22 protein-coding genes are annotated in these 26,544 nt (G+C 36.2%); 16 read left to right on the forward strand and 6 right to left on the reverse strand.

From position 1 onward, the window contains the following. Window positions 1-25: 25 nt before the first annotated feature. The 8 genes from DF185_RS02730 to DF185_RS02765 all read left to right on the forward strand — a co-directional run bounded on the left by DF185_RS02730 (window position 26) and on the right by DF185_RS02765 (window position 8,799). Window positions 26-898 (forward strand): DUF58 domain-containing protein, encoded by an 873-nt coding sequence (locus DF185_RS02730; RefSeq protein WP_054721992.1) that lies wholly within the window; start codon window positions 26-28, stop codon window positions 896-898. A 17-nt stretch (window positions 899-915) separates the two neighbouring features. Continuing rightward, entirely contained in the window at window positions 916-1,938 is a 1,023-nt protein-coding gene (locus tag DF185_RS02735; RefSeq protein ID WP_110359180.1) for a hypothetical protein, read from the forward strand. 18 nt (window positions 1,939-1,956) lie between these two features. Further along, window positions 1,957-2,949, forward strand: a complete 993-nt coding sequence (locus DF185_RS02740; RefSeq protein WP_207784556.1) for a vWA domain-containing protein — start codon at window positions 1,957-1,959, stop codon at window positions 2,947-2,949. A gap of 35 nt (window positions 2,950-2,984) precedes the next feature. Continuing rightward, window positions 2,985-4,022, forward strand: coding sequence for a VWA domain-containing protein (locus DF185_RS02745; RefSeq protein WP_110359181.1), 1,038 nt, complete (start codon window positions 2,985-2,987; stop codon window positions 4,020-4,022). 20 nt (window positions 4,023-4,042) lie between these two features. Further along, entirely contained in the window at window positions 4,043-4,843 is an 801-nt protein-coding gene (locus DF185_RS02750; protein WP_110359182.1) for a tetratricopeptide repeat protein, read from the forward strand. Window positions 4,844-4,950: 107 nt separating this feature from the next. After that, window positions 4,951-6,759, forward strand: a complete 1,809-nt coding sequence (locus DF185_RS02755) for a BatD family protein (RefSeq protein ID WP_110359183.1) — start codon at window positions 4,951-4,953, stop codon at window positions 6,757-6,759. A gap of 15 nt (window positions 6,760-6,774) precedes the next feature. After that, window positions 6,775-7,524 carry a tetratricopeptide repeat protein gene (locus DF185_RS02760; RefSeq protein ID WP_110359184.1) on the forward strand — a complete coding sequence of 250 codons (750 nt, stop codon included), beginning with the start codon at window positions 6,775-6,777 and terminating at the stop codon, window positions 7,522-7,524. A gap of 396 nt (window positions 7,525-7,920) precedes the next feature. Next, window positions 7,921-8,799 carry an aldose 1-epimerase family protein gene (locus DF185_RS02765; RefSeq protein WP_110359185.1) on the forward strand — a complete coding sequence of 293 codons (879 nt, stop codon included), beginning with the start codon at window positions 7,921-7,923 and terminating at the stop codon, window positions 8,797-8,799. Between the two features lie 37 nt (window positions 8,800-8,836). On the opposite strand, the gene DF185_RS02770 is transcribed toward DF185_RS02765, so the two are convergent. Next, on the reverse strand, window positions 8,837-9,919 hold the full coding sequence (locus DF185_RS02770; protein ID WP_110359186.1) for an alkene reductase: 1,083 nt from the start codon (window positions 9,917-9,919) through the stop codon (window positions 8,837-8,839). 184 nt (window positions 9,920-10,103) lie between these two features. Between DF185_RS02770 and DF185_RS02775 the strand changes: the two genes are divergently transcribed. The 6 genes from DF185_RS02775 (at window position 10,104) to DF185_RS02800 (ending at window position 17,107) form a co-directional block, all read left to right on the forward strand. After that, window positions 10,104-11,924: a peptidase U32 family protein gene (locus DF185_RS02775; protein WP_110359431.1), complete on the forward strand. Its 1,821-nt coding sequence runs from the start codon at window positions 10,104-10,106 to the stop codon at window positions 11,922-11,924. A 49-nt stretch (window positions 11,925-11,973) separates the two neighbouring features. Beyond that, entirely contained in the window at window positions 11,974-12,621 is a 648-nt protein-coding gene (locus DF185_RS02780) for an AlbA family DNA-binding domain-containing protein (protein WP_110359187.1), read from the forward strand. Between the two features lie 592 nt (window positions 12,622-13,213). Continuing rightward, window positions 13,214-13,873, forward strand: a complete 660-nt coding sequence (locus DF185_RS02785) for a TatD family hydrolase (RefSeq protein WP_110359188.1) — start codon at window positions 13,214-13,216, stop codon at window positions 13,871-13,873. A 3-nt stretch (window positions 13,874-13,876) separates the two neighbouring features. Then, a complete protein-coding gene (locus DF185_RS02790; protein ID WP_110359189.1) occupies window positions 13,877-14,599 on the forward strand; it encodes a tRNA threonylcarbamoyladenosine dehydratase in 723 nt (240 codons plus the stop codon). A gap of 17 nt (window positions 14,600-14,616) precedes the next feature. After that, window positions 14,617-15,123 (forward strand): methylated-DNA--[protein]-cysteine S-methyltransferase, encoded by a 507-nt coding sequence (locus DF185_RS02795; protein WP_110359190.1) that lies wholly within the window; start codon window positions 14,617-14,619, stop codon window positions 15,121-15,123. Between the two features lie 187 nt (window positions 15,124-15,310). Then, on the forward strand, window positions 15,311-17,107 hold the full coding sequence (locus tag DF185_RS02800) for a hypothetical protein (RefSeq protein WP_110359191.1): 1,797 nt from the start codon (window positions 15,311-15,313) through the stop codon (window positions 17,105-17,107). Window positions 17,108-17,596: 489 nt separating this feature from the next. Here DF185_RS02800 and DF185_RS02805 read toward each other — a convergent pair whose 3' ends face one another. From DF185_RS02805 to DF185_RS02820, 3 genes are all read right to left on the reverse strand, one after another. Next, a complete protein-coding gene (locus DF185_RS02805; RefSeq protein ID WP_110359192.1) occupies window positions 17,597-18,931 on the reverse strand; it encodes a citrate (Si)-synthase in 1,335 nt (444 codons plus the stop codon). Between the two features lie 61 nt (window positions 18,932-18,992). After that, on the reverse strand, window positions 18,993-21,257 hold the full coding sequence (locus tag DF185_RS02810; RefSeq protein ID WP_110359193.1) for an aconitate hydratase: 2,265 nt from the start codon (window positions 21,255-21,257) through the stop codon (window positions 18,993-18,995). 365 nt (window positions 21,258-21,622) lie between these two features. Continuing rightward, entirely contained in the window at window positions 21,623-22,129 is a 507-nt protein-coding gene (locus DF185_RS02820) for a metallophosphoesterase family protein (RefSeq protein WP_110359195.1), read from the reverse strand. 154 nt (window positions 22,130-22,283) lie between these two features. Between DF185_RS02820 and DF185_RS02825 the strand changes: the two genes are divergently transcribed. Together DF185_RS02825 and DF185_RS02830 are read left to right on the forward strand one after the other, a co-directional pair. Next, window positions 22,284-23,858 carry a peptide chain release factor 3 gene (locus DF185_RS02825; RefSeq protein WP_110359196.1) on the forward strand — a complete coding sequence of 525 codons (1,575 nt, stop codon included), beginning with the start codon at window positions 22,284-22,286 and terminating at the stop codon, window positions 23,856-23,858. A gap of 12 nt (window positions 23,859-23,870) precedes the next feature. Continuing rightward, window positions 23,871-24,245, forward strand: coding sequence for a thioesterase family protein (locus tag DF185_RS02830; protein ID WP_110359197.1), 375 nt, complete (start codon window positions 23,871-23,873; stop codon window positions 24,243-24,245). A gap of 338 nt (window positions 24,246-24,583) precedes the next feature. Here DF185_RS02830 and DF185_RS02835 read toward each other — a convergent pair whose 3' ends face one another. Together DF185_RS02835 and DF185_RS02840 are read right to left on the reverse strand one after the other, a co-directional pair. After that, complete coding sequence (locus tag DF185_RS02835; RefSeq protein WP_110359198.1) at window positions 24,584-25,582, reverse strand: glycosyltransferase family protein; 999 nt, start codon at window positions 25,580-25,582, stop codon at window positions 24,584-24,586. Between the two features lie 37 nt (window positions 25,583-25,619). Further along, complete coding sequence (locus tag DF185_RS02840; protein ID WP_110359199.1) at window positions 25,620-26,483, reverse strand: UDP-2,3-diacylglucosamine diphosphatase; 864 nt, start codon at window positions 26,481-26,483, stop codon at window positions 25,620-25,622. Between the last annotated feature and the right edge of the window lie 61 nt (window positions 26,484-26,544).

Below are 26,544 nucleotides of genomic sequence, written 5' to 3' on the forward strand. Positions count from 1 at the left end.
AATTATCAATTCGTAATTAAATTTTATGGAGACTAGTGAATTATTAAAACGCGTAAGGCAGATTGAGATTAAAACCAGAGGTCTTTCCCGCAATATTTTTGCGGGTGAGTATCACTCTGCGTTTAAAGGTCGAGGAATGACTTTCGCCGAAGTTCGCGAATACCAATATGGTGATGATATCCGAAACATCGACTGGAATGTTACGGCTCGCTACAACAATCCATACGTAAAGCTGTTCGAAGAAGAACGTGAGCTTACCGTAATGTTGATGATTGACGTAAGTGGTAGCCGTGAGTTTGGTACCATGTCGAAGCTGAAGAAAAATCAGATTACCGAAATTGCTGCTGTTTTGGCATTCTCAGCAATCCAGAACAACGATAAAATTGGGGTAATTTTCTTTTCGGATACTATCGAGAAATTTATTCCTCCTAAAAAGGGGAAAACTCATATTCTAAGGATTATTCGTGAGTTGATCGATTTTAAACCTGAACACCGAAGTACGGATATTAGCAATGCGTTGCGATATCTTACCAATGCCATTAAAAAGCGTTGCACCACTTTTGTGATATCAGATTTTATCGATGATAAGGATTATGAAAATGCTTTGACCATCGCGAACAAAAAACACGATGTGGTGGCACTTAAAATTTACGATCAACGCGAAACGGAACTTCCTTCCATTGGCTTGATTAAAATTAAAGATGCCGAAACAGGAGAATATTCCTGGGTAGATACATCGAACAAGAAAGTTCGTGAAAAATATGCCGGGTGGTGGCGCAAGCAAGAAGAAAATACCACCGAAGTTTTTAAGCGTTCGGGAGTTGATGTGGCGAACATCAGAACCGATCAGGATTACGTAAGATCACTGATCAACCTATTCCAACGCAGAGGACATTAATCAGGTAACTGAGAACTATGGCAAATCAAATAAAAAAACATATTAACTTCCTGACAAAGGCTTTTGCTTTTACTTTGGTATTTGCTTCGTTATTATTCTCTCACAATTCGTTTGCACAAAACGATGGAGGAATCAATTACGGAGTAAAACTAGATACCAATGTAATTGTAATTGGAGATCAGATTAATTTGCAATTATCGGTGGAGCAACCAAAGGAGCTTAAAATTGGCTTCCCGGTTTTTTCCGATAGCATTGTAAATGGAGTTGAAATTATAAAGCAAACTCCGCAGGATACTACTGCTCTTGAGAATGACGTAATTAAGGTGAATAAGAATTACACCATTACCTCGTTCGATGGCGGTGTATACAAGTTAAAACCTTTCGAATTTCAGGTTTATGGAAGCGTGAATCAGATTTTGCGTACCGATACTTTGCTATTGGGCGTTAAAACCATGCAAATTGATACCACAAAAGGAAATTTTGACATCGTAATGCCGATTCAAACGCCAGTATCATTTGCTGAAATTGCTCCTTGGCTATTGGGAGGATTGGTAGTACTTGCACTAATTGTATTCCTAATCTGGTATTTCAGATTCCGTCAGAAAGATGAACCATTATTTGCTGTATCGAAACCAATTGAACCTGCTCATGTGATTGCGCTGAAGAAATTGGATGAGATCAAACAGCAGAAATTATGGCAAGGTGGAAAAGTAAAACAGTTCCACTCAGATTTAACGGATACCATTAGAACTTATCTTGATGAAAGATATAACATGTCTACGCAAGAGTCTACTACCGATGAAATTCTTGAGGCTGTAAACTCGGTTGAAGTAAACAACAAGTGGCATACGAATCTTAGAGAAGTTCTTGAACGTGCCGATTTGGCCAAATTCGCAAAATTCCAACCTCTTCCTAACGAAAACGAACAAAGTTTGAAATATGCCTACCAAATTATTGAATCAACCATTTTGGTAGAAAAGGAAGAAGAGAAAAAAGAGGAAGAATCGGAAGCAGATGAAAAATCTGAGTATAAAAAGTAAACATTGAAACAATAGACTATGAGTTCTATAGAATTTGCAAATCCGGAATATTTCTACCTTTTGTTGCTTCTGCTACCAGTAATTGTATGGTACATTCTGAAGGACAAAAATGCACATGCAAGTATTCAGGTTTCAACTGTAAAAAGTTTTAATGCTGCTCCAAAAACTTACAAATACTATCTGCGTCATGCGCTGATTGTGTTTCGTGTTTTGGCAATAGCATTTATCGTGATAGCATTGGCTCGTCCGCAGTCAAGCAACAAATTTCAGGATACCATTACCGAAGGGATCGACATTGTAATGTCTTTGGATATTTCGAGCAGTATGTTGGCTCGCGATTTTGAGCCAGATCGATTGGAAGCTGCCAAAGATGTAGCAACACAATTTATTACAGGTCGTCCTGAGGATAAAATTGGATTGGTAATTTTTAGTGGGGAAAGTTTTACACAATGTCCGCTAACTACCGACCATGCAGTATTAATTAACCTGTTCAAGGATATCCACAGTGGTATGATTGAAGATGGTACTGCCATTGGTTTGGGTTTGGCAAACGCGGTGAACCGATTGAAGGACAGTGAAGCAAAATCGAGAGTGGTAATTCTGCTTACCGATGGAGATAACAACCGAGGTGAAATTGCGCCTTTAACCGCTGCAGAGCTGGCTAAATCGTTTGGCATTCGTGTGTACACCATTGGGATTGGAACCAGAGGAACGGCTCCCTACCCTGTGCAAACGGCTTTTGGTATCAGCATGAGAAATATGCCGGTTAAATTTGATGAATCTGTACTGAAAGAGATTGCAGAAATGACTGGCGGACAATATTTCCGTGCAACAGACAACAACAAGCTAAAGGCTATTTATGCTGAAATCGATAAGCTTGAGAAAAGTAAAATTGAAGTAAAACAATACAGCACCAAAAGTGAAGAGTTCTTAATCTTTGCGATGCTTGCCGCATTGTTTTTGCTATTGGAGATTGCATTACGCAATTCAATTTTAAGGAATATTCCTTAATTGTAATTATTTGATAAACCGAAAATCATTGATAAATGGATCAGTTTCGTTTCGATCATCCTGAATTTCTATACTTATTCGCACTCATACCAATATTGGTGGTGTTGTACTGGGTAAGCCATGTAATTAAGAAGAAAGCTTTGCAAAAATTTGGTGAGATGAACATCATCTCCCATTTGATGCCTTATGCTTCATTTACCCGACCTGTGTATAAATTTTCAATTTTGATATTGGCTCTAAGCTTTATCATTATTGGTGTAGCAGGTCCACAATTTGGATCAAAGCTTCAGAAGATAAAAAGAAAAGGTGTTGAGGTAATCATTGCTTTGGATGTTTCCAACTCGATGATGGCACAAGACATTCAGCCAAACCGCTTGGAGCGTGCAAAACGTGCCATTTCGAAAATGGTTGACAAGCTTAACAACGATAAGGTTGGTTTGATTGTTTTTGCTGGTGAAGCTTATACCCAATTGCCAATTACTACCGATTATGCTTCGGCAAAACTGTTCTTGTCTTCCATTAGTACCGATATTGTTCCGATTCAGGGAACAGCCATTGGTTCAGCAATTACATTGGCAACGCGAAGTTTTACACCAGATAGTGAAGCCAGCAAGGCAATTATTGTAATTACAGATGGTGAAAACCACGAAGACGATGCAGTAACGGCAGCTAATATGGCTAAAGAAATGGGAATTGCTGTTCATACCATTGCAATGGGATCACCAGAAGGTGCTCCTATTCCTGTAAGAGCTGGTTCCAGTGATTTCAGACGTGATGATGAAGGTAATATTGTGATTTCGAAACTGGATCAGCAAATGGTTGAGGAAATTGCAACCGCAGGAGGCGGAAAAGCAGTAATTGCCAACAACACAACCACGGGTTTAAACGTTCTATTTAAAGAAATCAATAAAATGGATAAAACAGAATTGGAAGCCAGAGTTTATACTGCTTACGATGAAAAGTTTCAGATATTCCTGGCAATCGGTTTGTTGCTTTTATTCATTGAATTCCTTGTTTTGGAACGTAAGAACCGTCATTTAAAAGACATTAATTTATTTAATCCATCGAAGTAGAACGATACAAATCCTTTAAAATGAAAAAAGTATTATTGTTATTCATTAGCTTGATTTGTCTTCTAAGCATGGAGGCAGTAGCCCAGAAGGAAAGAAAGTTTATCCGATCAGGTAATGAACTTTTTGAGGGAGAGAAATTTGAAAATTCGGAAGTTGAATACCGCAAAGCTTTGGATAAGAAAATCAATTCTTTCGAGGCAGGGTTCAACCTGGGTGATGCATTGTACAAGCAAAAAAAATACGAAGAAGCTTTAAAGCAGTTCCAAACTTTGGCTGTTAACGAAAAGAATCCTGAAAAGCTTGGTCACTTGTTTCACAATATGGGAAACACACTTTTGGAAAGTAAAAAGATTGATGAAAGTATTGAAGCTTACAAGCAATCCTTGCGTTACAATCCAAATTCACAGGAAACCAAATACAACCTGGAATATGCTCGCCAAATGAAAAAGAAACAGGAAGAAGAGCAGAAAAAGAAAGATCAGAACAAAGATCAAAATAAGGATCAGAAAGATCAGGATAAAAAAGACCAGGACAAGAAGGATCAAGATAAGAAGGACCAGGATAAAAAAGATCAAGACAAAAAAGATCAGAATAAGAAGGATCAGGACAAGAATAAAGATCAACAAAACAAGGACAAGCAAGACAAAGGCGATAAGGATAAACAAAAGCAACAGCAGCAACAACCTAAAATCTCGAAAGAGGATGCTAAACGCTTGCTAGAAGCATTGGAGAACGACGAGAAGAAAGTTCAGGAGAAAGTTCAAAAGGCCAAAGCCAAAGCAATGAAAGCGAAAAAGACCAAAATCAAAAAGGATTGGTAATTGCTTGTTGAATCTTGAACTTAAGTGATGATTTATAGTTACATTTGTGCGATAAATTTGATCATCAGAAAACAAAAAGAACACATCTGAAAAACAGAACATTACGGATGAAGAAAATATTTTTCTTACTATTAGCAACATTATTTATTACTTCTGCCTCGTTTGCAGAAGAAGTTAAATTTACAGCTGCAGCACCTCGTGTGGTTGAGGTAGGCGAACAATTCCAATTAATATACTCCATCAACCAAAAAGCCAAGGACATTCAACTTCCGGCAATTGATGGTTTCCGTGATTTGGTAGGTCGTCCTTCTGTAGCAACAAATTCAAGTACACAATACATCAACGGCAAGTGGAGTTCGTCAACTACCTACACCTACACATATGTATTATTGGCCGAAAAAGAAGGAAAGTTTACGATTAATCCAGCCAAAATTAAGGTAAAAGGTTATGAGTTTAGTTCCAATTCGGTGAGTATTGAAGTAGTTAAAACCAACTCAAAATCTCAAAACAGTCAGGGTAATCAATCGTCACAGGCTTCAGCCAATAAAATCACTCAAGCCAATTTATTTGTAAAGGTCGATCTTGATCGCAAGAGTGTTTATATGGGAGAGCACGTTGTGGCTACCATTAAAGTTTATACTCGTTTAAACATTGCAGGATTTGGCGATTCAAAATTCCCTTCGTTTAACGGCTTTTTGAGTCAGGAAATTCCTACGCCAGGACAAATTTCTTTACAAAGAGAAAATGTAAATGGTACCATTTACAACACTGGTGTTATCCGTAAATTAATTCTATTCCCTCAGCATACTGGGAAAATTACCATCGATCCATTTGAGTTGGAATGTATCATTCGTCAACGCAGATCAAATAGCAACAGAGGATTCTTTGATGATTTCTTTGATAACTATCGTGACATTAGAGTTCCAAGAAAGAGTAAACCAGTTACCATTCGTGTGAAAGAGTTTCCTGCTAACAAACCAGCAAGTTTTGATGGTGCAGTTGGTAGCTTTAGAATGTCAGCAAATGTTGATAAAGATTCTCTTCAAGCAAATGAGGCGATTTCTTTAAAAGTTAAAATTTCGGGGAATGGTAACCTGAAACTAATTAATCCTCCGGAATTTGACTTCCCTGCAGACTTTGAGGTTTACGATCCAACTACCAAACAGGATATCAAGAGCACTGCAAAAGGGATGACAGGTTCAACAACCTTTGAATATTTAATTATTCCTCGTCATGCTGGCAACTATGAAATTCCACCGGTTGACTTTAGTTTCTTCGATCCTAAAGCTGGAATTTACCGCACCCGATCAACTCCAAAATTCAATATAAAAGTTGGAAAAGGTAGTGGAGATGCAACTAGTGCTGTTATCAGTTCGTTCTCGAAAGAAGATGTGAAGTTTATTGGCAAAGACATTCGTTTTATCAAAACCAACGATTTTACACCTCGATTGAAAGGTCAGGTATTCTTTGGTACCACCAACTTCTATCTTGCCTACTTAATTCCATTTTTGGTATTCATTCTTGCTTTTGTTTTCAACAGAAAACGAATTAAAGAGAATGCCGATCTTGCTCGTGTTAAAAATAAGCGTGCCAACCGAGTTGCCATGAAGCGATTGAAAGCTGCTTCGGCAAGTTTAAAAGCACAGAAGAAAGAAGAATTCTACGATGAAATATTAAAAGCTCTTTGGGGTTATACTTCCGATAAGTTGAACCTACCCTTGTCTGATTTGAACAAGGAAAACATTACTGAAATTTTACAAGGAAAGAATGTGGAAGATGAATTAACTCAAGACTTCCTGAATATTTTGGATACTTGTGAGTTCGCACGCTACGCTCCTTCTTCAGGATCGTCGGAAATGGATGAACTGTACAAGAAAACAATGGAGACAATTACCAAATTAGAAAAGAGCATCTAGTAAAATCGAATAGAAATGAAGAAATTATTATATATCCTTATTGCTTTGCTATTTGTTTCTGCTGCTCAGGCGCAGGATACTCCAATTCGTGAAGCAAACGATTTTTACCAAAAAGGAGAATACGAAAAGGCAATTAAATCATACGAGTTTGTATTGGAAACACATATCGAATCTCCTGAGATTTACTTTAATCTTGCCAATTCATATTACAAGACAGGACAAATTGCTCCTGCGATCTTAAATTACGAAAGAGCGAAACTTCTTGCTCCTCAAGACAAAGATGTAGAGTACAATTTAAAAATGGCTCAGGCTCATGTTTTAGACAAGCTGGAAGTGTTGCCAGAATTATTCCTTAAAAGATGGTTTTCCGGAATCAGAAATGCTTTCTCGGCAGATTTATGGTCATACCTATCTATCGGATTGTTCTTTTTGTGCTTGCTGTTTGCATGTTTCTACTTGTATAGCAACAAGGTTGGTTTAAAAAAGTTAGGTTTCTTTTTCGCAGCAATCAGTTTAGTACTAAGCATTGTTAGTTACTCTTTTGCATCGACCCGAACCGATGAAATTACCAATCGTGAGTATGCAATTATTTTTAGCCCTAGCGTTACCATTAAAGGCTCGCCAGATGTGAGTGGTACAGAATTGTTTCTTTTGCACGAAGGAACCAAAGTTAAAGTGATTGATCAATTGGGCGATTGGAGAAACATTCAGTTGAGCGATGGAAACGAAGGTTGGCTGAAGAAAGAAGACCTTGAAATGATATAAATGAAACTTTAATTTATAATATTAGCTGTTAGTTTTACTAGCAGCTATTTTTTTATAAAAATGATGAGAGAGTCATTTTAATAATGAAACGAGATGACCTTTTCCAATTATCATTTGATGAAAACGAAAATTCATTTTTTCAAATTATCATTTAATAAAAGGCCAAAACGTGATATTTTAACTCTTTATCATTTAATGAAAGACTAAAACGTGATATTTTAGCTCTTTATCATTTAATGAAAGACCAAAATGTGATATTTTAACTCTTCATCATTTAATGAAAGACCAAAATGTAATATTTTAACTCTTCATCATTTAATGAAAGACCAAAATGTAATATTTTGGCTCTTTATCATTTAATAAAAGTGAGATACATTTTTTAAGAATTAGAAAATAATGATTTACACAATACAAAACGACCAATTGAAAGTTTCAGTCCTCGAAAAAGGTGCTGAACTGTGCAGCATACAATCTATTAAAAATGGAACTGAATACATATGGCAGGCAAACCCTGATATTTGGGGAAGCCACGCTCCTAACCTATTTCCTGTTATCGGATGCCTAAAAGAAAATGCATTTATTCATGAAGGGAAAGAATATGCCATGCCTAAGCATGGTTTTATTCGCAACAATACCGATGTAAAACTATTTGAACAAAGCGAAGATCGCCTATCTTTCATATTATCTTCGAATGAAAACACACGAAAAGTTTATCCTTTCGAATTTGAGTTCAAGATTCATTTCATTCTTGAATCAAACCAGTTGAAAGTCGTTCATGAGATTACCAGTGCCGGAAACAATGAAATGCTGTTCCATTTAGGTGGTCATCCGGCTTTTAATTGTCAATTGAAAAATGGTGAAGAGTACACCGATTATTATTTGGAGTTTGAACAAAACGAAACTTTAAATACCTGGAATTTGGCAGATGGTGGTTTAATTGGATCAGAAGGCAAACAAGTCTTGAACAATGCAAACACCATTAATCTTCATCCAGAGATTTTTGCCAAGGATGCACTAATCCTGAAAAATTTAAAATCTTCGGCAATTAGCTTAAAGTGTAAAAAATCAGATTTTGAATTGAAAGTTCGCTTTGCTGATTTTCCTTATTTGGGACTTTGGGCAAAACCTCATGCTCCCTACGTATGCATTGAACCTTGGATTGGAATTGCTGATAGTGCAGATAGCAATCGAGAATTTTCAAGCAAAGAGTTGTTACAGAAATTAGAACCCGGAAATAAATTTACGGCAGAATATTCTATCGAGATAAATGACTAAAATAAAGCGGCAGTTCAAGTTTGAACTGCCGTTACTATTATTTCATGCTTGGATAATCGGTATACCCAACCTCATTTCCTCCATAAAAGGTATCCTGATTTGGAAAATTTAACTCTGCATTCAATTCAAACCTCTTTTCTAAATCCGGATTTGCCAAATATTGAACTCCAAAGGAAACCAATTCAGCAATATTCCTTTCGATGGCCTTATTGCCGCTGTCTTTGGTAAATCCACCATTCACCATTCTAACCCCATTATACAATTTGCCAAACTCAGCAGCTACATCCTGAACCAAATGTGGATGTTCATCAATCGGCATCAACGGTTCAATTAGGTGCAAATATGCCAGATTGTAGGCATTCAACTTCTCTATTACAAATGCAAATAAGCTTCTTGGATCAGAATCGCCCATGTCATTAAATAAGCCACTTGGCGATAACCTAACTCCTACTCGATTACTTGGCCATACCTCGCAAACGGCATCCATCACTTCAAACAAAAAGCGAGCTCGATTTTCAACGCTCCCACCGTACTCATCATTCCTATGATTGGTTTTATCTGTAAGAAACTGATCAATTAAATAGCCATTAGCTGCATGGATTTCTATTCCATCAAAACCAGCCTCTTTAGCATTTTTTGCTGCAAGCTTATAATCTTCAACAATCGATTTTATTTCCTTCAATTCAAGAGCTCTAGGCATTTCAAAATCTTTTAATCCTTCATAAGTAAAAGCTTGTCCTGAGGCTTTTATTGCCGATGGAGCCACTGGCAATTGTCCATTATGGAAATCAGAATGTGAAATCCTTCCAACATGCCACAACTGAATAAATACCTTCCCTCCTTTCTCGTGAATGGCATTGGTAACCAACTTCCACCCTTCAACTTGTTCTTTGGAGTGTATGCCTGGTGTTGCCGGATATCCCATTCCTTGAGGTGAAATTTGACTTGCTTCTGTTATTATCAATCCAGCTCCTGAGCGTTGTCTATAATATTCAGCCATCAATTCGGTCGGAACATTTCCTTCTCCTGCCCTATTTCTGGTCATTGGAGCCATAACCATTCTATTTTTTAGCTGTAAATCTCCGATAGAGAAATTGCTTAGCAATGTATTTTTAGTCATATTCTTTTATTATTTTTATTTATACAAGATATAAATAAGAACAAGAATCAGAAAATAAGGTTCATTAAAAAATCTTAAAATGAATTGGTAATAAAGATTTTTTGAAACCAATTTAAAATATGATAGAAGAATGCTAAGCGCTTTCAACATTGCTTGGTATCTTTGTTTGAAATTAGCGATAAGCATGAAGAAAATTGAACTATTGGCTCCTGCTAAAAACTTGGAAACAGGTATAGCAGCCATTAATTATGGAGCCGACGCCGTATATATTGGAGCACCCAAATTTGGAGCACGCTCTGCCGCAGGAAATACTTTGGAAGATATTGGTGAACTAATACAATATGCTCATAAATACTGGGCTAAAGTATTTATTACCATGAATACCATTCTGTACGATCATGAATTAAACGAAGCTGAAAAACTAATTCATAAACTGTATGAAATGGGAGCTGATGCTCTCATTGTTCAGGATATGGGAATTCTGGAAATGGATTTGCCTCCTATCGAATTGCATGCCAGTACTCAAACTCACAATTACGATTTGGAGAGAATTCAATTTTTAGAGAAAGTTGGATTCAAAAGAATCATTCTTGCAAGAGAATTGTCTCTTGAAGAGATTAAAAACATCAGAAAGCATACAAATGTAGAACTGGAGTATTTTGTTCATGGTGCACTATGTGTTTCGCTTAGCGGACAATGCTATTTCTCTCATGCCATTGGCGGACGCTCAGCCAATCGTGGTGAATGCAGTCAGGCTTGTCGTATGAAATATGATTTGGTTGATGATGAAGGAAAGGTAATTGCTAAAGATAAACACCTTCTGTCTCTTAAAGATTTGAATTTATCTAATCATTTAGGTGATATTGTAGACTCTGGCATTTGTTCTTTAAAGATTGAAGGTAGGTTAAAGGATAGTTCCTATCTGAAAAATATCACGAGTTACTACCGACAATCATTGGATAAAATTTTCAATAAGAAAAGAGAATACGAGAAAGCCTCATCGGGAACCATAAAACCTGGCTTTAAACCCGATCCTGATGTTACCTTTAATCGTGGATATACATCTTACTTTTTTACAGGCAGAATTCCTGAGATTGCCAATTTCCATACGCCAAAATCAATGGGTAAAGAAATTGGAAGAATCCGGGAAGTCAAAAAGGATCACATTGTTGTTGATAGCAAATTTAAACTACACAATGGCGATGGACTTTGTTTCTTTAACAAGAATAAGCTTTTAAAAGGATTTCAGGTAAATGGCGTTCAGGGAAACAAGATCTTTCCCAATGATATGAATATGCTTCAAAGAGGAGTTGGCTTGTTTCGAAACAACGATCATGAATTTTCGAAAGCTCTAAAAAAAGACAATTCCATTAGAAAAATTGGCGTTGAATTCTATCTGGATATTTTTGATGGTTGTATAAATCTTACTGCAATAGATGAAGATGAGATCTCTGCTAACATTCAAATTCAGGAGGAATTTGAATCTGCAAAAAATGAGGAATTGGCTTTAAGCAATATCAAAAAGCAACTTCAAAAAAGTGGCGATTCAATCTTTGAAATCAATAATATCCAAATCAACTGTGATAAAGTTCCTTTTATCCAGGCAAAGAAATTAAATGATTTGCGAAGACAATGTTTGGAGCAATTGACAGAAATTAGAATAGAAGCGGCAAAACAAGAAGAAAGTAGACCATTGATTGCTCATCCACAATACCCTGCAAAAGAATTAAGCTATATGGGAAATGTGGTGAATTGCAAGGCTGAAGAGTTCTATCACAAATGCGGAGTAGAAAAAATCGAAAAGGGTTTCGAACTACAAAAAAATCATACTGGAAAAACCATCATGACAACAAAACATTGTTTGCGTCATGAATTTGGAATGTGCCAGAAATTAACCAAGACTGAAAAGGAGAAAAATCAGGCATTGTTTTTGGTAGATAATAAAAACCGCTACAAGTTGGAATTCAACTGTCAGCGCTGCGAAATGAAGATTATCTTCGGATAATCTTCGAATTGAAATTACTGATATTACGAACCGTTAAAGTTTTTTGATTATGGTTCACTATATAGAAAAACTAATTCGTGAAGGCGAACACCAACAACAAGATTTTAAATTTTGTATTACTGATTCACGAAAAATTGCCAAATCATTATCGGCTTTTGCCAATACCGATGGTGGCAGACTACTTATTGGTGTGAAAGACAATGGCAAAATTGCTGGAACCATTGTTGATGAAGAGTTTCATATGATTCAGGCTGCAGCAGAAATGTATTCTAAACCTAAAATAGAGTTCGAAAGTAAGGTTTGGACTGTACATGGTAAAAATGTACTCGAGATTACGATAGAACCATCGGATGATATGCCCCATTATGCCCAAAATGAAAATGGAAAATGGTTGGCATACGTACGAAAAGATGATGAAAACAAACTAGCAAACAGAATTCTTCTGGAAGTTTGGAAACGCAAATCAAAATCTACAGGTACATATCTGGAGTATACCAAAACTGAAAGTTTATTGCTTGAGCATCTCAAAACTAATGAAAGTATTAGCTTGAATAAATTCTGTAAACTGGCAAAAATAAGCCGATATAAAGCGGAGCGAATTCTTGTAAAATTAATATGCTGGGAAGTATTGGAACCTAATTTTGAAGAAAAAGGAACCAGCTATAAATTGAAACAGGTAGAAAGCAGTTCTTTATAGAAAAATCATAAAAACTTTCATGATGAAGTTCGAATCACCAACAGAAATGGAAGTTTTCATGATGTGTAATTTTGTTATTGTGTAAATATAAAATTAGAACTATGCATCATAGTATAGTCCATTGATTTTCCGTGATTTTCCGCTATTCAAACTCTTCAAGACTTTCAGAAAAAAAGGCATAAAAAAACCGCATTAATTAATGGGATTTTAAACTCCTGTACGACAGGATTTGAGTGCCTGCTTGGTCAAGTTTCCCCTGTGCCGAAGCAACCCGAAGGTTGGGGCCTGCTTTTGCAAGCATGTTGCTTTCTCGGTATGTGATAACTGTTGAGTTTAACAATCGCTAATTAATGCGGAATGCGTTTATCTTGTATGTAAAGAACGTTCTGTTTCTACTTGCAAAGTAAGCAAGAATCTACCATTAAACAAGGGTTTCAGTGTTTTTTTCATTCATTTTTTGACGAATCGCAAGCTAGAGTAACTGCAACATTCAAATAATTAAAAGCTTATTAAAAATTTTATTTGTTACATATTCTCTTCACTTTGGCGTACCATGCAATATTCTTATTTTTGCGTTTATTAAATCATAAATATGGCATCAATTCCTTACATAGATATTCATACTCATCAAGTGGATTCTGACCAAGAAATCCTTTCTATTATTAATATGAGCATTGGTGAATCTATAAATGAATTGGATAGGAATCAAGCCTATTCAATTGGAATTCATCCTTGGGACATTGAAAAATTAGAGATCGATTCTATAGATATTTATTTAAAAGAGTTTTCTGCTAATAAGAGCAATATAGCTATTGGCGAGATTGGTCTTGATAAGTTGATTAGCACCGATTTTTCTATTCAGGAGAAATTTTTCACTGCACAACTTCAATTGGCAAAATTAACTCAAAAACCAGTAATTATTCACTGCGTTAAATCTCAAGAAGAACTTCTTAAGATTAAGCAAGCAAATGAAACTGGAACTACATGGATTTTTCATGGCTATAATAAGAGTTTACAAATGGCAAAGGATTTATTAAAGTTTGGATTTTTCCTTTCATTTGGAGAAAACTTGTTAAAAAACGAAAATCTTCAGAAAGTTTTTCGTGAAGTCCCATTGGATAAAATATTTCTTGAAACTGATGATAAGCAGATTGATATTAGAAAAATTTATCAAAAGGCAGCTGAAATTAAAGGAATTGAAATTGACGTTTTAAAAGAACAAATTCTATTAAATTACCTAAAGTGTTTTTAAAATATGAGTGAAGAGTGGTTGAGCAGAACGAATCTGTTATTGGGAAGTGAAAAACTAGAAAAATTACAGAATTCGCATGTTCTTGTAGTTGGATTAGGCGGAGTTGGAGCATATGCAGCAGAGCAAATCTGTCGTGCAGGAGTTGGAAAAATGACTATTGTTGATGGAGATACCATTGACACATCTAATATTAATCGACAACTACCAGCAACAACCTCAAATGTGAACAAAGATAAAGCTGAGGTTATGGGAGCTCGTCTTTTAGATATCAATCCGAATTTGGATTTAAGAATTCTTAATGAATATCTTAAAGATGAACGAATGATTGAAGTATTAAAGGAAGAGGAATACGATTATGTGGTTGATGCCATTGATACATTGGCTCCAAAAATTTTCTTGATCTACCATAGTCTGCAAAACAATTTGAAAATTGTAAGTGCAATGGGTGCTGGCGGCAAAACAGATCCAAGTAAAATTCAAATTGCCGATATTTCTAAATCCTACAATTGCAAGTTGGCTCGCATGCTTCGAAAACGCCTTCATAAACTTGGTGTATACAAAGGCGTACAAGTCGTGTTCTCTCCTGAAGATGTTTCTAAAGATGCAGTAATTCTGGATGAAAGCAGAAACAAAAAATCAAATGTAGGAACCATTTCTTACATGCCTCCATTGTTTGGTTGTTTTATTTCATCGGTAGTAATTAAAGGATTATTGGCAGATTCTTAAATCTAAAATTAAGTCATATGCTCTATTTTGATATTATCTCCTCTCCCATTGGGCAGCTTCTGCTTTTAGCAAGCGATAAGGGATTGAAAAAAATTCTGTTTGAAGAACAAATTGATCTGGAAAACATTTCGGACGACTGGCAGCAGGATTCCTCGAAACTTGAACAGGTACAAACTCAACTCAAAGAATACTTTGAGAAGAAACGAACAAGCTTTAGCCTGGATCTTGATCCCGAAGGAACGGTTTTTCAAAAACAAATTTGGAAAGAATTGGAAGAAATTCCTTTTGGAGAAATCAGATCATACCTAGACATAGCCAATTCTATTGAAAAACCCAATGCTTGCAGAGCAATTGGAATGGCTAACTCAAAAAATCCAATTCCAATTATCATTCCATGTCATAGAGTAATTGGTAAAAATGGAAAACTTACAGGGTATGCGGGAGGACTTGATATTAAAGCCAAACTATTACAAATAGAAGGCATCGACTTGGGTGATGACTCACAACAATTCGAGTTATTTTAAGGTTTAATTTATTTTTTGAAAAATATCACAATACTCCTTATTCAACTTTTATAAGCTTTAACTTTAATATAAAGCACTTTCTCTTGAATTATCTTTGATTTGATGGCTATTTGATCTAACTTGCCACACGATAAAAAAGCCGATGCATAACATTGGTAAAGTATCATTAAATCAATAAAAACAATTCATGAGTAAAATTTTAGGACATAGTTTCCACATTCCTGTTATGGGTACAGGATTTACAGTGGATACTCCTGTAAAAGTGGCTCATTTGGGGATTTCTTCGGTAGTATCAATCGTAGATGATGTTCTTGTAGAGAAAATGCGAGAAATGTACTGCAAGAAATTAAGCCTTCCATTTAAGCCTATTACAGAAAAAACCAAAGATTTTCGTGCAGAAAGAATTACATCTTATCTAAATTTATTAGATAATTTGGTGAAGGAGAAGTTTGAAAATCTTAAAGAATCCATTCAGGATAAAGGAAAAGAGATTGAAGAATACTTAGATTTGCTTCCTGATTTTTCAGAAGTAAAGAAAGAATTCAAAGAAAAGTTTGCTGATAATCCTTATGTGAAAGAAGCAAAAGAATGGTTAAGCAATAACCTTCCTCTTGGGTCGATTGATGTAAATATCATGACCAAATTAGACAAGGGAAACCAATATGAAGGTGAAGATTTACCTGTAGAATTCAATGATGCCCATGCAGCTCTTCGTGGATTTGCGATGAGTAACCTGGAGAGCTCCATGGTCCTTTCTGCTGGAATGAACCCACGTTTGTATGGCTACCTTGAGCAGTTCGATGATTTCTATCCAAATGCAAATGGATATATCAAGAAAAAAATTGTTCTGAAAGTGAGCGATTACCGATCGGCTCTGATTCAAGGACGCTTTCTTGCCAAAAAGGGAATTTGGATTTCGGAATATCGAATTGAATCAGGCTTGAACTGTGGTGGGCACGCATTTGCCACCGATGGCTTTTTAATGGGCCCTATCCTTCAGGAGTTCAAAGAAAAAAGAGATGAATTAAGAGACAGCCTTAATCCTGTTCTTTTTGACACCCTAAAGGAAAAAGGAAAAACTATTCCTTCCGAGCCACTAAGCATTAAAGTTACCGCTCAGGGAGGTGTAGGAACTGCAGAAGAGCATGAATTCCTAATGAAGCAATACAATTTGGATTCAATTGGCTGGGGGTCTCCATTTTTAATGGTACCGGAAGCTTGCGATGTTGATGATAAAACATTGTCGTTACTTGAAAAAGCCGATGAAGAAGATCTTTCTTTAAGTCACGCCTCTCCTCTTGGTGTAAGATTCAATAATTTGAACAGCAATACCAGAGATGCTGATGTTTGGGATAGATTAAAGCAAAATAAACCAGGTAGTCCATGTACCAAGCGATACATGATCGCGAATACTGAGTTTACCAAGGAACCGATTTGTACTGCTTCACGTCAGTATCAGAAATTAAAGCTAGCTCACTTAAGAGAACAAAACTTACCAAAAGAAGAGCTTGAAAAGGAGATAAATCTTTTACTTCAAAAGACATGTTTGTGTAAAGGATTATCCACTGCTTCCTATTTGGTGAATGATATTGATACGAATAAAGATGGTGATGGTGTTTCAATTTGTCCAGGGCCAAACCTTGCTTATTTCACGAAAAAGGTGAAGCTAAAAGAGATGATTGATCACATTTACAATCGTACCAATTTGATCGAAAGAAAAGACAGACCTCACATGTTTATTAAAGAATTGAATTTGTATTACGACTACTTAAAAGAACAAGTGTCGGAAATCAAGAATCCAATTCCTAAACAAATTAAATCTCTTGAAGGATTTAAGAAAAACCTATTAAGTGGTGTTGATTACTATAAAGGTCTTTCCCAGAAGTTTTCAGATAAATATAATGACATGAAATATCAAGTCTCTAAAGATCTGGAAAAACTCGAAGGAGAAATTAAGAGTATTCTGATAAAAACAGAATCATAAATCATAACAAAGCCAATCTTTACAAGTCATAAAAGATTGGCTTTTTTCTTACCCACAAGACAACTTCATTAAACTTCTCCTTTATTTATGTCTCTTATGGCGTAAAACACCCATTGTATTTTGAGTGTATAACCCCTGTATTTTGGGTAAATTCAATCTATTTTCCTGTTACAAAAGAAACCATATTTGTAATGTGAAAGGGAAATCACAATGTTTAACCATACAATCATTGTGAGTGAGTAGAGAGGTAGTTTAATTTTCAACTGCGAATATACTTCAAATCCTACATTGTTTAGGTAAGGGTTAGAGTTTAGTAGGATTTGAAGTATTTCCCACTTATTAAATTGTATTTATTGGAACTTTTCCATATTGTTAGTTTTTGCTTCAAAACTGTAAAAAAGTTGTCACCAGACTTTTTTACAGTTTTTTTTATAAAAAAAGCTGAAATCAATAAATTGAAATCAGCTTTCTATCTTGCTTTATAATCGTTTAACTTTGTTGTGTTTCTACAACTTCCTTTTTAATACCTGCAATTTTCTCCAGCATATCAGTTGTAATAGATTTAGGACGTTCCAGAGGATAACCTAAAGCTCTGTCCCAAATAATATTGGCACAAATACCAATGGCTCTACCAATACCAAATAAAACTGTATAGAAATCATATTCGGTAACACCATAATGCCATTGAATTACACCTGACTGAGCATCAACGTTAGGCCATGGATTTTTCGCCTTACCATGCTCCTTCAAAATTGGAGGTACCACATTGTAAAGTAAGTCAGCATATTTAAAAATTGGATCATCAGGCAAGTTCTTTAAGCTAAATTCACGTTGCAACATGTAGCGAGGATCTGTTTTACGCAGCACGGCATGACCGAAACCTGGAATTACCTGTCCTGAATTCAGAGTATCCCAAACAAACTGTTTCATTTCATCTTCTGTAGGCAATTTATTACCCATCTTATCCATCACATCCTGTAACCATCTTAAAACTTCCTGATTAGCCAAACCATGAAGTGGTCCTGCCAGGCCATTAATCATTGCTGATATCGACAAGTAAATATCCGATAATGAACTTGCTACCAAGTGACCGGTGTGAGCACTCACATTACCACTTTCGTGATCACTATGAATAATAAAATGCAATCTTGATACATCATCGTAAGGTTTATCAATTCCCATCATATGTGCGAAGTTTCCGCCCATATCCAAATTAGGATTCGATTGGATTCTTGGTCCTTGTCGATACAATTTATTGTAGATATAAGAAGCAATTTCAGGAAGTTTAGCCAATAGGTTTAGCGCATCTTCATATGTTGCTTCCCAGTAATCTTTCTTATTTAAACCTGCATGGTATTGTCTGTTAAAAACCGATTCACGATTCAATGTTAGAATAGCAGTTGAGAAAATGGCCATTGGATGGCTGCAGCATGGGAAAGAATCAATTACCTCATAAACATAGCGAGGAACAATTCTTCTCTTGCTAAATTCATCCACTACTTGCATTACCTCTTCCTGATTTGGAAAATCGCCGGTTAGCAACAGGTAAAACAAACCTTCCACATAAGGCATTGTTCCACCTTTAGGTTTTGGCAAGTTTTCAATTACTTCTCCCAGTGTATATCCTCTGTAACGGATACCTTCCTCAGGATCCAGATAAGAAATATCAGTAACCAGTGATTTCAATCCCCTCATTCCTCCAATCACCTGAGATACGGTTACATTATCTACAACCACATCTCCATATTCCTTTAACAGGCGTTTTGTTCTTGGTCTGTGTTCTTCAATCTTCTCAGACAAAGTTTGTTTTAATGTTTTCTTCATATGGTCTATACTTTAGAATTAGAATCAAGTGGGGTAATTGATTCCAGGATTATTTATTGTTTTAATTGTTCTGTTTTCTGATTAAATTCAGTGCACTTCCTGCTTTAAACCACTCAATTTGAACCTCGTTGTATGAGTGATTTGCTACGATATTGTCGCGTGTTCCATCTTCATGTGTTACAACAAGCGTTAATGGTGTTCCAGGAGTAAAATCGGTTAAACCGATAATATCAATTTGATCTTTTTCCTGAATTTTATCGTAATCCGCTTTATCAGCAAATGTAAGTGCCAGAACTCCTTGTTTTTTCAAATTGGTTTCATGAATTCGAGCAAACGAACGCACGATAACTGCTTTAACACCCAAATGACGCGGCTCCATTGCAGCATGTTCTCTTGATGATCCTTCACCATAGTTTTCATCCCCAACTACAATTGAACCCACACCCTGGGCTTTTAATGCTCGAGCTGTTGCAGGAACTTCATCATAAGAACCACTCACCGGATTAAAAATGGAATTGGTCTCTTCGTTAAAGTAATTAACAGCTCCAATCAGCATATTGTTCGAAATGTTATCCAAATGTCCACGGAATCTCAACCATGGTCCTGCCATAGAAATGTGGTCAGTTGTACATTTTCCTTTGGCTTTTATCAACAGGTTTAGTCCTTTATAATCTAAACCATCCCATTCTCCAAAAGGAGCTAATAATTGTAAACGTTCCGAATCTTCTTTCACATCCACAACTACTTCCGAACCATTTGCTTGAGGAGCCAGATAACCAGAATCCTTCATATCAAATCCATTTGGAGGGAATTCCAATCCTGTTGGTTCATCCAACTTCACCTCAACTCCATCTTCATTAACAAGAGTATCAGTCATTGGATTAAAACACAAATCACCTGCAATTGCCATAGCCGTTACCAATTCCGGCGAAGCTACAAATCCATGTGTATTTGGATTTCCATCATTACGCTTGGCAAAATTTCTATTGAAAGAAGTAATGATTGAGTTCTTTCTTGTTGGATCATCAGTATGGCGTTTCCATTGTCCAATACAAGGTCCACATGCATTGGCCATGATCACACCACCAATATCTTCAAATTCTTTCAGGATTCCGTCTCGCTCTGTAGTATATCTCACCAGTTCCGAACCTGGTGTTACCACAAATTCAGCCTTTACTTTCAGGTTCTTATCCTTAGCCTGCTTCGCAAGTGATGCAGCTCTCGATAAATCTTCATATGATGAGTTCGTACAAGATCCGATCAAACCAACCTCCAAAGTTTGAGGATAATCATTCTCCTTAACTGCTTTGGCAAAAGATGATAAATCATGAGCCAAATCTGGAGTAAACGGACCATTAATATATGGCTCTATCTCCGAAAGATTTATTTCGATTAGTTGATCGTAGTATTTTTCAGGATTTTGGTACACTTCTTCATCAGAACGCAAGTGATCCATTACTACATCAGCCAAATCTGCAACTTGCTCACGACCTGTGTGACGCAAATAGTTGCTCATATTCTGATCGTAACCAAAAATGGAAGTCGTAGCACCAATCTCAGCACCCATGTTACAAATGGTTCCTTTACCTGTACAAGACATGGCATCAGCACCCTCTCCAAAATACTCTACAATTGCACCAGTACCACCTTTTACAGTAAGAATACCAGCTACTTTTAATATTACATCTTTAGGAGAAACCCATCCGCTTAATTTACCAGTAAGTTTTACTCCAATTAATTTTGGCATTTTTAATTCCCAAGGCATTCCTGCCATTACATCTACAGCATCAGCTCCGCCAACACCAATGGCTACCATACCCAAACCACCTGCATTTACAGTGTGAGAATCGGTACCAATCATCATACCTCCAGGGAATGCATAGTTTTCCAAAACTACTTGGTGAATAATACCAGCTCCTGGTTTCCAAAAGCCAATACCATATTTATTAGATACAGATTCCAAAAAGTTATATACTTCATTGTTTTGATGCTTAGCATCAGCCAAATCTTTTTCAGCTCCTATTGATGCCTGAATCAAATGATCACAATGTACTGTAGATGGAACCGCTACTTTAGCTTTACCTGCATTCATAAATTGAAGCAAAGCCATTTGAGCTGTAGCATCCTGCATAGCAACTCTATCCGGAGCAAAATTTACGTAATCTACTCCTCTTTCAAATTTTTCACCTTTTTCTTCAACAGATAAATGTGAATACAATATTTTCTCACTTAAGGTTAATGGTTTGCCAAGAATATTTCTGGCTTTATTCACCCTTTCGGGCATTTTCTCATAAACAGATTTTATCAATTCAAAATCAAATAGCATGTCTAGTGAATTTTTGATTAATTTTTATTTCAAATTTTGGTCTTTCAGCATTTAACAATCGAAAACCTAGAATATAGATCAATCCTATTCAGAGTTCCCGATCTTTTTATGTGTATTTTTGACACATATCTGCAAATGCTGATATTTCTAAATCTCAATATTTTAGCCACACCCAACATTAATAAGAGTGTGTTAAGTACGGTCAAATTTAGATATCTAAATATAACAAAAACTTGGTATTTTAAAAAGATGAAGGCGAATTTCTTGTTTAAGAAAACTCAAAATTTACACCTTTGGCATAATTTTAGTATACCAGAAAAAATTCCCCCTAATAAATTTGATTTCAGGTTTGAATTTTAATTTCTTTAAAGGGATCTACCCTTTGCTCCGAATTCGACCACCTGAAGGTCTTTAATCTCTTTACCATCGATTATAAATTTCACTAAAGTTTGCACCTTGTGAAATCCCTGTAATCCTGCAGCTCCTGGATTAATATGCAACAAGTTCAACTCCTTGTCGAATACCACTTTTAAAATGTGGGAATGTCCTGAAATAAAAAGTTGTGGCGGATTGTTAAAAATTTCCGGCTTCACATTTACATCATACCTTTTAGGATATCCTCCAATATGAGTCATCCAAACATCCACATTCTCGCAGGTAAATCGATTATGCTTTGGATATTGCGAACGAACTTCTTGACCATCAATATTGCCATGAACTGCAACGAGAGGTGCGATTTGATCAAGAGTTTCTGCCGTTTCGATATTTCCAATATCTCCTGCATGCCAAATTTCATCACAATCACTCAAGTGCTTTACTGCAACTGAATCAAGATGCCCATGTGTATCGGAAAGTAATCCAATTTGCTTCATTTAAGTGTGTTTTGAATTTTGGAAGCGTGAAGATAAGAAAAAGATTCAATTTTTAACCAGAAATTAAAGTTTTAAACCAAGCTTATCGCTTAAGTTGTCGGTATTAATTACTACTTTTGCATGCTAAATTTTGAAAGTAAATACAATTCTATAAATGGGTTTCAAAGAAGAAATTAAAAGACGCCGTACCTTCGGAATTATTTCACACCCGGATGCCGGTAAAACTACACTAACCGAAAAATTACTTCTTTTTGGTGGTGCAATTCACGTTGCAGGTGCTGTAAAATCAAACAAGATTAAGAAAACTGCAACTTCTGACTTTATGGAAATTGAACGTCAGAGAGGTATTTCGGTTGCAACATCGGTAATGGGATTTGAATACAAAGGACATAAAATCAATATCCTTGATACTCCAGGTCACCAGGATTTTGCAGAAGATACTTACCGTACCTTAACTGCCTGCGATAGTGTAATTATTGTAATTGATGTTGCCAAAGGGGTTGAGGCACAAACCAGAAAGCTAATGAAGGTTTGTAGAATGCGTAAAACACCTGTGATCGTATTCATTAACAAAATGGACCGATTGGGTAAGGATGCGTTTGATTTGCTGGATGAAATTGAAAAAGAATTGCAATTAAGTGTAAATCCTTTGAGTTGGCCAATTAATATGGGCCCTGACTTTAAGGGTGTTTACAATATCTATCACAAAAATTTAAGTTTGTTTACTCCTGCTACTCAAACTGTAGAAGAGAGTATCGAATTTGATGATATCTCCAATCCAAAATTGGAAGAGTACATTGGAGAAGATGCAGAAGTGCTTCGTGAAGAATTGGATTTGGTATCGGGAGTTTATCCTGAATTTGATGTTCAGGAGTATTTGGATGCTAAGATTGCACCTGTATTTTTTGGTTCAGCCTTGAACAATTTCGGTGTGCGCGAATTATTGGATGTATTCATTAAAGTAGCTCCTTCTCCACTGCCATGTCAGACGGTTGAAAGAGTAATCGAACCTGAAGAAGAAAAATTCTCTGGTTTTGTGTTTAAGATTCATGCGAATATGGATCCAAACCATCGAGACAGAATTGCTTTTGTAAAGATTGTATCGGGAACCTTTAAAAGAAACAAACCATATCTGCATGTAAGAAATGGCAAGAAATTAAAGTTCTCGAGTCCGACAGCATTTATGGCCGAGAAAAAATCAATTGTTGAGGAAGCTTTCCCAGGCGATATAATCGGTTTGCACGATACAGGAAACTTTAAAATTGGAGATACCCTTACTGAAGGAGAAAAAATCAACTTTAAAGGAATTCCTAGTTTCTCTCCTGAATTGTTCAAATACATTGAAAATGCAGATCCGATGAAATCGAAACAATTGGCAAAAGGAATTGACCAGTTAATGGACGAAGGGGTTGCCCAATTGTTTGTTTCTCAGTTCAACGGAAGAAAAGTAATTGGTACTGTTGGAGCGCTACAGTTCGAAGTAATTGAGTATCGTTTGTTACACGAATATAGTGCGTCCTGTCGTTGGGAACCAATTATGCTGCACAAAGCTTGTTGGATTAAAACCGAAGACGAAGAACAATTGAAAGAATTCAAGAAGGCAAAATATCAATACATGGCAAAAGACAAGCATGGTAGAGATGTTTTCCTAGCTGATTCAGGATACATGCTTCAAATGGCACAATCGAACTATCCGAATCTTGAATTCCATTTTACATCAGAATTTTAATTCATATAGATTATGGCTTTAAAAGAAGGATTAACTGCCACACAAGAAATGATTGTTGGCGAACAAAATACAGCAAAATATCACGGGTCAGGTAAATTGGATGTTTATGCAACTCCTGCAATGGTTGCTTTTATGGAAGGAACTGCAGTAGCTTGTATCGATGCCGATCTTGAAGAAGGAATGGATTCGGTTGGAATTCAAATTGACACCAAACACATTAAAGCCAGCAAGCTTGGTGCTAAAATTACTTGCACTGCTAAGTTGGTTAAAGTGGATGGTAAAAAGTTAAGCTTCGAAATTGAGGCTTCGGACGAAGATGGACAAATTGGATCTGCTTTCCACGTTCGCTACATTATCGATCCTGTAAAATTTATGAGCAGATTATAGGCCTATTTAGTTTTGAACTGATACGAGCATAGAGCTTCATTTTCATAGTAAAAAGCTTCGAAATCGGAGCCCAGAGCTTCGGTTTCGAAGTAAAAAGCTTCGAAATCGGAGCTCAGAGCTTCGGCTTCACAGCAAAAAGCTTCGAAATCGGAGCTCAGAGCTTCGGCTTCACAGCAAAAAGCTTCGAACTCGGAGCTTAGAGCTTCGGTTTCGCAGTAAAAAGCTCCGAACTCGGAGCTCAGAGCTTCGGTTTCACAGAAAAAAGCTTCGAACTCGGAGCTAAGAGATTTGGTTTCGCAGTAAATAACTGCAAGATTATTCCCTATCTCCTATTCCGCTTATTTCTGAACCGCATAATGATTCATGAGGTATTTAATTACTGATTTAGCATTATCCGGATAGTTCAACTTTTTTATTGAAGTCACTCCATTAATCCATTGAGCTATTTTCGCAGGTCCATCCTGTTCTAAATCTTCAATAACCGGTATTCCCAATTCTCCTAATGCATGAGCATTACAAACTTGTTCAAATTGATTTTTCATAGGAATTACTGCAAGTTTCTTTCCCAGAAACAAACTTTCGGCAGGTGTTTCGAAACCCGCGCCACACAATACTCCTGCGCAGTCTTTTAAGCTTCGAATAAATGCCTCACCATTCACTGGATTGATTTTTACATTATCTGCATGATACTTTAATTTACTATGCTTTGAGTAGACCACCCATTGAGTATCTGGAAAATGAGATAGAACCTTAATTAACTTCTCATCGGAATATGCAGGCAAATAAACCAGGTAATGTCCATTATTCTCAGGCTCCAAAAGCCTGATTTCCCTTCGAATTACCGGTGTAAACATGTTGTGTCCATATTCCTTAAAATGGAAGCTTACATTGTGATTACATGGCGCATAATTTTTCAAAACCTGGTAACCCAAAAATTCAATTTTATCAGGCATTGGAGTTCGCGAATTCAACATGGCTGATTGATGACTTAAGCCCAAACAAAAAACCTTTTTCAGCTTACAAGCCCAGGAAGTCACAGGCTCAAAATCACTGATCACCAAGTCGTATTCCTCTACAGGCAATGATTTTATATCTTTTAAAAATCGGTAAATATTAAATTTCCGAATGGTTTTCCATATATCTATACCACCATTCTTACCGAAGAAAAAACCTAAACCTTGTTTCTTAAACTTTATTGGATGATTAAATTCTAAATCGTGGTGCAAACCTGAAATTAAAATATCAACCTCAGATTCTTTCTTTAAATAAGGAATCAGCTCAATGGCTCTACTCAAATGTCCATTACCTGTTCCTTGTATTCCGTATAATATCTTCATTAATTGGTATTAATCAAACATTAGATCTGATAAATCGTCATGATGCGACAATCGTTTCTCCTGAAGTGAATTCCACAAGTAGTTCTTTAAATATTTTATTGCTGTCATCCAGCTTATAACTTTCTAAATCTGGCTCCATGGATTTTGCATTCTGATCTTTATGGTATTCATAAATGCTCCATTCTCCTTTGTGGTATTCCAGGGCACTTAAACTTTCAATCCAATCTCCAGAATTCAAGTATACTGTAGAACCATTTTTAGATGTAATTTCTTTGTATTCCGGATGATGAATGTGACCACAAACAACGTAATCATAGCCTTTATCAATAGCTATATCGGCTGCTGTTTGTTCAAAACTATTGATGTATTTTACCGCAGATTTTACACTGTTTTTTATTTTTCTTGATAAGGAAACTTTCTCACGTCCCATCAGTTTAGCAAAGTAATTCACCACAGAATTGATCATGATCAACAAGTCATATCCAATAGAGCCAAGCTTTGTTAGCCATTTGGCATATTGCATGGTAACATCAAAAACATCGCCATGAAATACCCATGCCTTCTTGCCATTTAAATTTAATATCAGTTTGTTTACAATTTGGAGCTTTCCCAATGTAAACCCTTCAAATTTCCTTAGCAATTCATCATGATTTCCTGTTACGTAATATACGGGCACTCCCTTAGACAATAAAGATGTAATGTGTTTGATGATACGCATGTGAGATTTCGGCCAATATCTTTTTTTAAATTGCCAGATATCCACTATATCACCATTCAAGATTAATTTTTTAGGTTGGATGGAATTCAGATATTTTAGTAATTCATCTGCTCTGCATCCTATAGTTCCAAGGTGTATATCAGATAAAACTACTACTTCTACCTTTCGCTTATTTTTCGCCATATATTCAATTACTTGATTATGGACAAATGTAAATTCCTCTTGTTAAGTTATTTGACGAAAA

Origin of the sequence: Marinifilum breve, from assembly GCF_003202155.1 — a bacterium.
GTDB lineage: Bacteria > Bacteroidota > Bacteroidia > Bacteroidales > Marinifilaceae > Marinifilum > Marinifilum breve.

Excerpts from the sequence above, each read along its gene's own strand:
- DF185_RS02775 (WP_110359431.1), top strand. The coding sequence starts at position 10,104 with ATGAAGAAAATTGAACTATTGGCTCCTGCTAAAAACTTGGAAACAGGT.
- DF185_RS02830 (WP_110359197.1), top strand. The coding sequence starts at position 23,871 with ATGGCTTTAAAAGAAGGATTAACTGCCACACAAGAAATGATTGTTGGC.
- DF185_RS02795 (WP_110359190.1), top strand. The coding sequence starts at position 14,617 with ATGCTCTATTTTGATATTATCTCCTCTCCCATTGGGCAGCTTCTGCTT.
- DF185_RS02810 (WP_110359193.1), bottom strand. The coding sequence starts at position 21,257 with ATGCTATTTGATTTTGAATTGATAAAATCTGTTTATGAGAAAATGCCC.
- DF185_RS02760 (WP_110359184.1), top strand. The coding sequence starts at position 6,775 with ATGAAGAAATTATTATATATCCTTATTGCTTTGCTATTTGTTTCTGCT.
- DF185_RS02755 (WP_110359183.1), top strand. The coding sequence starts at position 4,951 with ATGAAGAAAATATTTTTCTTACTATTAGCAACATTATTTATTACTTCT.
- DF185_RS02745 (WP_110359181.1), top strand. The coding sequence starts at position 2,985 with ATGGATCAGTTTCGTTTCGATCATCCTGAATTTCTATACTTATTCGCA.
- DF185_RS02800 (WP_110359191.1), top strand. The coding sequence starts at position 15,311 with ATGAGTAAAATTTTAGGACATAGTTTCCACATTCCTGTTATGGGTACA.
- DF185_RS02820 (WP_110359195.1), bottom strand. The coding sequence starts at position 22,129 with ATGAAGCAAATTGGATTACTTTCCGATACACATGGGCATCTTGATTCA.
- DF185_RS02835 (WP_110359198.1), bottom strand. The coding sequence starts at position 25,582 with ATGAAGATATTATACGGAATACAAGGAACAGGTAATGGACATTTGAGT.
- DF185_RS02790 (WP_110359189.1), top strand. The coding sequence starts at position 13,877 with ATGAGTGAAGAGTGGTTGAGCAGAACGAATCTGTTATTGGGAAGTGAA.
- DF185_RS02730 (WP_054721992.1), top strand. The coding sequence starts at position 26 with ATGGAGACTAGTGAATTATTAAAACGCGTAAGGCAGATTGAGATTAAA.
- DF185_RS02825 (WP_110359196.1), top strand. The coding sequence starts at position 22,284 with ATGGGTTTCAAAGAAGAAATTAAAAGACGCCGTACCTTCGGAATTATT.
- DF185_RS02765 (WP_110359185.1), top strand. The coding sequence starts at position 7,921 with ATGATTTACACAATACAAAACGACCAATTGAAAGTTTCAGTCCTCGAA.
- DF185_RS02785 (WP_110359188.1), top strand. The coding sequence starts at position 13,214 with ATGGCATCAATTCCTTACATAGATATTCATACTCATCAAGTGGATTCT.
- DF185_RS02780 (WP_110359187.1), top strand. The coding sequence starts at position 11,974 with ATGGTTCACTATATAGAAAAACTAATTCGTGAAGGCGAACACCAACAA.
- DF185_RS02735 (WP_110359180.1), top strand. The coding sequence starts at position 916 with ATGGCAAATCAAATAAAAAAACATATTAACTTCCTGACAAAGGCTTTT.
- DF185_RS02750 (WP_110359182.1), top strand. The coding sequence starts at position 4,043 with ATGAAAAAAGTATTATTGTTATTCATTAGCTTGATTTGTCTTCTAAGC.
- DF185_RS02840 (WP_110359199.1), bottom strand. The coding sequence starts at position 26,483 with ATGGCGAAAAATAAGCGAAAGGTAGAAGTAGTAGTTTTATCTGATATA.
- DF185_RS02740 (WP_207784556.1), top strand. The coding sequence starts at position 1,957 with ATGAGTTCTATAGAATTTGCAAATCCGGAATATTTCTACCTTTTGTTG.
- DF185_RS02805 (WP_110359192.1), bottom strand. The coding sequence starts at position 18,931 with ATGAAGAAAACATTAAAACAAACTTTGTCTGAGAAGATTGAAGAACAC.
- DF185_RS02770 (WP_110359186.1), bottom strand. The coding sequence starts at position 9,919 with ATGACTAAAAATACATTGCTAAGCAATTTCTCTATCGGAGATTTACAG.